General features: G+C 70.2%; 1 protein-coding gene and 1 pseudogene. Both read right to left on the bottom strand.

What is annotated here, in order from left to right:
• Positions 1-1,118, bottom strand: a pseudogene (locus AB0B76_RS58825) (RHS repeat protein); the annotation flags it as partial.
• A gap of 28 nt (positions 1,119-1,146) precedes the next feature.
• On the bottom strand, positions 1,147-2,712 hold a 1,566-nt coding region (locus tag AB0B76_RS58820), incomplete at its 5' end, for a carboxypeptidase-like regulatory domain-containing protein (protein WP_360395139.1).

Here is a 2,712-nt window from a genome sequence, read left to right as displayed (position 1 = left end):
CCGAGCTTGTGCTCCACGCGGGAACCGTCGTCGTTGCGCGGATGCCACTTGTTCGGGTCCGTACCGTCCTTGATCAGCTCCGAACCCGACCCGTTGAGACTCATCGTGGCGTTGTCCGTCGCCCAGCACATGTCGCCGGTCTTCGCCGCCGCGTTGCCGCCGGTCTTCGGATCCTCCGCACACGTCTTATACCGACGCTCGATATAACCCGACGTCGACAGCTCGAAACCCTCACCCACAATCGACGGCTGATTGTTCGACGTCACCATCCGGCCATCGACCGACTGCGCCGAATACGTGATCTGCAACGTCGGCGACGGACCACCCAACGACGGCGGCGTCCGCATCGGGAACGACCACGAAAAATCACCCGCCGACCCACCGGCCGACCACGTACTCGACGCCGCCAGACTCGTCGCGCCGTAACTGCCTGACGCACCCGAGGTCCCGGCCGTCAACGCGAGCGTCCTCGCCGTCGCGCCGAGGACGACATCCGCGGACACCGTCTTCGCCTTGGCGTCGTTGTGACTGGGCACATCGGTGCCCCGGCACTCGGCCCGCTCCGGCGTAGTCTGCGCGCACGCGGGCAGCTCCACCAGCTTCAGCCGGGTCGACCAGTCCGCGCCGTACGCCGTCGCGAACCTGCTGTAGTCGACCTTCACCCCGACCCCGGCCGCGTCGCTGCCGCCGTCGCCCCGGCCCACCTTGAACAGCAGACCCTGGACGTTCGCCTTCTTCGCCGCCTGCTGGTCCAGGACCTCGACATGCGCCTTCGACGGGATCGGCACGCTCGCCGCCCCGATCGTGCGCGCGTGCCGCGTCGTGGTCGGCACGGTGATCGTCACCGGGCCGCCCGCCACCTTGGCCGCGGCCGGGTCCATGTCCGACGCGGACGCGCCCGGCCACACCGGCGCCGGGCTGTCCTGCGCCTTCCTGGTGGTGTCCTTGACCGGCTTCCCGGCCGGCACCGCCTTCGTCCTGACGCTCGGCACCTTGGCCGCGGCGGCCGGGGTGAACGGCTGGGCCGGGCCCGCGAAGGCCGGCGCCTGGCCGCCCAGCGACACGACGAGGAGGACCGGAAGGGCCAGCGTCAGCACGCGGCCGGTCGTCAGCTTCAAGGAACGCCTCCGGAGATCAGGCATGGCGTCACGCGGCCGGCGGGGTGTAGGTGATCGCCTGGTTGTCGGCGAGCGCCTCGCGGAAGGCGGAGTAGGTCTGCCCGACGGTGCCGTCGGCGTTCTCGATGCCGACCACGGCCCCGGTCCCGCGCTCCGGTGGGTTGTCGAGCCCGGTGTAGTTGAACGTGATGGCGCCGTTCTCGGCGATGATCACCTCGAAGCTCAAGCGCTGGGAGCTGTTGCCGAACATGCCCACGTTGCGCCACTCGATCACGAACTTGCGGTTGGGGGCCGAGCCCACCACCGCGGTCCGGACGCTCGAGTCGCTCTCGACGACCAGGTCGTTCCAGAACGGGTACAGGGCCGCGTTGGGTGCGGTCGCATCCGGCACCGCCGCACGCCCGTCCGGTACGTCGGAGGTCAGGTCGGCGAAGCTGACGAGGCCGTTGGTGGACACCCAGGCGGTGCTGTACGTCCGCCCGTAGAACGTCACCGGGAACGGCAGCGTGATCGAGGTGTGCGCGTCGTCGCCGGTCAGCGGCAGCACCGTGGTGTCGGCCGGCACGAACGCCTGCGTCGCCGTGCTGCACGTGTAGCCGAACTCGTCCGGCACCGGGACCAGCGCCAGGTTCGCGACGGTCGGGCCGGACACGTGCCCGCTGACGACGGCCGTGGCGCAGCCGTCCACCGCGGAGACGCTGAACCCGCCCTCCTCCACCGCGGCGAAGGCGTAGGTGCCGTCGGACGCGGTCATCGTGGTGAGGTTCTGCGGCTGCAGCGCCACCGTCAGCCCGCCGGCCGGCGCCCCGTTGCGGGTCACGGTGCCGCTGACGGTGCCGGTGCCGATCGGCTGCGCGTCGAGCGGGTAGTCGATGAGCACGGCCTTGTCGTTGTCGAGGATGGGCTGGTTGTAGAGGTACTGCAGCCCGTACTCGCCGCCGGTGCTCTCGATGCCGACTGTCGCGTCCAGACCCTTCTCGGTGTCGTCGGCGTCGATGTCGGCGTAGTTGAAGGCGATGTCGCCGTTCTCGGACAGGATCGCCTCGAACGTGATGTGCTTCGAGGTTCCCCACATCTGGACGTCGCGCCACTCCACGATGAGGCGGCGGTTCGGGAACGCCCCGGCGACCTCGGTCCGGACACTGGCACCGGCGCCGACCTCGAGGTCCCGCCAGAACGGCGCGACGATCGCGTTCGGGGCCGCCGCCTGCGGGATGGCCGCGGCGGCCGCGCCGGCATCGGCGACGCCGGCGGCGCTGGGATCGGCGAAGGTGATGAAGCCGTTCGTCGACACCCACGCGGTGGACTGGTTGTGTCCGTAGAACGGCATCACGAACGGCAGCGCCAGCTGGGTCACCGCGTCGTCGCCGGTCAGGTTCAGCACGGCCCCGTCGGCCGGGTCGAACGCCTGGCTCTGCGTCGTGCAGGTGTACCCGAAGAGGTCGGACTGCGGGTACAGCGCCAGGTCCACACTGGTGTTCCCGGTGACCACCACCTCGGTGCTGGCGTACAGCCCGCAGGCGTCGCCGACCGCGGTCGACACCGTGTAGGTGCCGGCGGTGAGGCCGGTGAACTCGTAGTAGCCGTTCGCGTC

This window comes from Dactylosporangium sp. NPDC049140 (assembly GCF_040648435.1).
Note: the sequence above shows the minus strand (reverse complement) of the source record. Positions and strands in the feature narration are given on the sequence as shown.